This is a genomic window from Acetobacter malorum (assembly GCF_002153605.1).
GTDB lineage: Bacteria > Pseudomonadota > Alphaproteobacteria > Acetobacterales > Acetobacteraceae > Acetobacter > Acetobacter malorum_A.
Genome location: NZ_JOPG01000051.1, coordinates 1 through 3,957 on the forward strand (window position 1 = coordinate 1; position 3,957 = coordinate 3,957).

General features: G+C 53.5%; 3 protein-coding genes. All 3 read right to left on the reverse strand.

The window, feature by feature from the left end:
- Positions 1-198: 198 nt before the first annotated feature.
- Entirely contained in the window at positions 199-1,515 is a 1,317-nt protein-coding gene (locus HK23_RS13630; protein WP_025829544.1) for a glycoside hydrolase family 28 protein, read from the reverse strand.
- Positions 1,516-1,628: 113 nt separating this feature from the next.
- A complete protein-coding gene (locus tag HK23_RS13635) occupies positions 1,629-2,999 on the reverse strand; it encodes a DUF7986 domain-containing protein (RefSeq protein ID WP_063908854.1) in 1,371 nt (456 codons plus the stop codon).
- 259 nt (positions 3,000-3,258) lie between these two features.
- A partial coding sequence (locus HK23_RS13640) for an IS3 family transposase (RefSeq protein WP_143217578.1) occupies positions 3,259-3,957 on the reverse strand: 699 nt, incomplete at its 5' end.

Sequence of the window (3,957 nt, forward strand, 5' to 3'; positions counted from 1 at the left end):
CCGCCCAGAAACTAAAAGCAACTGTCTAAATTCTCAGTCAGAACCCCATTAAAAAAGGGGGGATTACCGTGCGGCTCATGTCCGTTATGCGGAAAGCTGTTCATCGGTGTGTATGTCAAATATGAGGCGACTGCCGCCTGTCTGTTTTGTGTTGTTTTGTTTTGCGTCGACAGACGGTCAATCATGACGAGCAAAAACTCATTCATGAACGCTTCTCTCATCTGGGCAGCGCAGATCTGATCCGTCAATATGCACAGCAGATCCACACTGAAGAACTGGAGCCGTCTGGACTGCAAACGTACTTTCAGAGGCCCGTCCGCTAACATGACTAAACTGAAGCCCCTTCCGGGCCGATAGTCGAATATTTCTCAAAGTCAGTCCCTCAATCGGCGCTTCGGGCAATCCCAACACAACCCCCGCAGTCTCCGCATTTTTCGCCGTCAGATCGGTAATGGTGACATCGTGAATATGCGGGGTTGTTGACGTTACCGAAGCAGCGGGATCGGTCATTGAGACAGTCTTCTGGGTTCCACCGGGCTGCCCTGCATAATAATCACTGATCGACAGCGGAGCGCGGACATGATTCATCATCACATGTTCCGCGCTAATCCAGCCAATATCTCCCCCACGATCTCGTCCAGACTTAATCCGCAGCCCGGACAGCGTGTTCTGAAACGAGACGTCAGAAATTCTGATATGATGGGCCCCATTGGCCAGTTCACTGCCAATAGACAGACCGTGCCCTTCGCCAAAGCGAGACTGTGTAATGCTAATATCACTCACGGCTCGTCCCGGTTGCCTCAAACCGGACTTGATGGCGATATTGTCATCCCCCGTCGCAATATCGAGAGTGCTCATCGTGACATGATCCGAGGAGACAAGATCAATACCATCGGTATTCCGAGACGAGGCCGGGTTGCGGATCGTGAGATGATCGATCTTGATCTGGCTGGACTCCCTTACAACGACCGTCCACATCGGAGAATTGGTCGCCGTAACGCCTGAGATCCGTCCATGCTGCACATGCGAAAACTCAATCAGCCAAGGACGTGGTAGGCCATTAGCAGCAGGAACCCCCGGATAGTCTGGCCCGTAAGGTAAAGGACCTGAGGTCTGCGTCTTGTGCGCCCGCACCGCTTGAGGCCACCAGACAGCAGCCCCATTCCCATCAATATGGCCCTGACCGGTTATAGCCACGTCCTGAACATCAATCGCAGAAACAAGGGCTTCACCGGGCTGCGCTGCTTTCCCCAGAAAGGCCCAGTGGAATAGACGCGTGTCCGAACTCCCCAGAAGGGTACTTCCCTGCCCCAGATTCAGCGTGACATGGTTTTTGAGAGATAAAGGTCCGCTCAACCATGTTCCTGACGTCAACGACACCATGCCACCGCCTGCCTCGCTACAGGCTGTAATGGCACGTTGAATGGCCGGACCGTCATTGGTGCGGCCATCATGCCGTGCACCATAGGTAACAGGATCACAGCGAGACGAAGCGGCATGACTGGGTATGGGCATGCACAACAACGCCGCGACTATCCCACCTGAAACGAGGCGCGTGCCTCTCATAGAGTGGCGACCTAAAACACATCTTTGGCCCGACTGGTTGCGTTTGTGAGCAGCGCTCCCCTTCACTTTCGCAACCCCTTGATACCCAGCTCTTCCCACATCCAGTCAAAGCTGAAAGAGGCCCCTGCCTCCTCACGCCCCAGGCCTGCTGTCGTGGCTTCAATCTGCTTCAACCAGGCCGCGACTTTCTTCTTCCCCGCCGCTGTTTTAACAGCCTGCCTCGGCGTGACATGCCCAAGCCCCGGAACAACCTCATCCAGAACACGGCGATAATGCTGCTCAAAAACAGCAGCCAAAATTTCCGCTTCCTCTTCGAGCGGGATCTCGTCTTCAAGCACGTCCCCTCGGCCAGAGGTCCGCTGTTCTTCTAAAGCCTGCTCGGCGGTCATAATCTGTGTTAGAGGAGATCCAATCAGGCTTCCCAAGGCGTTGCGGAGTACAGCCGTGCCTTGCTCAGCCCGTGTTTTTGAGTTGACCTGCAATCTCAGCTGATGGCCTTTCAGTTCCAGAGTCCCCAGAACAAGACCACCATCATCCAACGTGGTGCTCAAAAACTGAGCTTTGCTGTCGCCTGCCTTAGAATGGGCCTCAGGAACATGGTCCCCAGCCTGACGCGTCCAATTCCAGATCATGCGCCCCGCATGCTGCAAACAGGGTATCGTCTTCAAAACCTTGGCAATGCTCTTCTGGGTGCTTCCCTTGCTGAGAGGAAAACACACGTCATGAAAGACCAGGTCTTCGCCATCGCCGTTAAACAGAACGGGTGGCTCAGAGGCGCTCACCATGTTTTCCATGGTTCTAAAGAGCCAGGTCAACGTAAAGACCGGAGCCAGATCGCGGAGCACCTCTGTTTTGATCTTTGGAAACTCAGCCTGACCTCGCTTACGCTTGAGAACATCGCGCAAATTCTCAGCCAGATATTCGCAAGCCTGCGGCGAATATGCCAACAGACTCCCTGCCAAAACCATTTTACCGTCTTCGGGAACAAGGCGCGCCGCGATGCGCGCCCAAGGCTTCAAGGACTGTGTGGCTGAGCGTTCATGAACCAGAACAGGGTCACCACCCCGCAACAGGTCACGCACCATCATGCTTTGACCCGGCACGATCTGCGAAACCTCATACAGGCTCATGACGGCCTCTTTGAGGCCCCGCATATAAGCACTTTTACGTGGACCTTCTTTCCAGCCCCGTCGTTTCAGATAGACTTCAACGAAATTTTCGTTATCCCATTCCTGTCCCAAGAAATCTTCGAAGGCACAGCCCCAGAGTGACATCGCCGCACCCTGCCCTAGGATATCTTCCAGGTCTTCGAAGCTGATATCCGCCGCCTCTAAAGCCGGTCCCAAATGCTCACCCAACACCTCTTCAAAGCAGGATTGCCACTGATCCTGCTTCAGATATCCGATAAGCCCTGTCAGATTGTCAGCGTTCATAAATGCGACGACTTTCACTATTTTTCTGCGGCGGAACGGCAAACACCATGTTTACCCGAGAGCCTGACTCAAAAAGCGGTCTGATTGATTTTTCGCATCATTCTGCGTATATAAGCAATAATGAGACATGCCTGTGAGGCCTGGGGATTCGGCAAACAGCATCGCCTTAACGAAACGCGTGCTTATCTCCCCGATTTTACCTTAAAATTATAAATCTCACGGTAATCCCCCCATTTTTAGAGGGGTTCTGACTGAGAATTCAGGCAGCTGCTTTTAATTTCTGGGCGGGCGTGAACCCGCTGTTCCCCATGTTGGGTCTGTCATTGTTATATGTCCAGAGCCATTGTGTTGCGACTTCCTGCACGTCCTGAATGCTTTCAAACAGATGCTGCTCCAGCCATTCCTGCCGGACAGTCCTGTTGTAGCGTTCGATATAGGCGTTCTGCTGCGGATTGCCCGGTTGCGTATAGATCAGGGTAATCCCCTGCTTTTCGGCCCAGGAAACCAGCGTATGGCTGACATATTCAGGACCATTATCCATTCGGATAGCCTCTGGCCTGCCACGCCACTCCATAACCTGCTCCAGACAGCGGACAACCCGACAGGCCGGCAGGGAAAAATCAACCTTTATCGCCAGTCCTTCACGATTGAAGTCATCCAGAATGTTCAGGAGCCGAAAAGCGCGTCCATCCAAAAGCCTGTCCGCCATAAAATCCATGGACCAGACCGTGTTGGGAAGGACCGGAACCGACAGCTTTTCAGGCTTTTCGCGAACCAGACGCCTGCGGGGTTTAATCCGCAGGTTGAGTTCCAGTTCCCGATAAATCCGATAAACCCGCTTATGATTCCAGACCTGTCCCTGCACGTTACGCAGATACAGAAAACACAGGCCAAATCCCCATCTCCTGTGAGCCTGGGTCAGTCCCACCAGAAGATCGGCAATCCTGTCGTTCTCCGC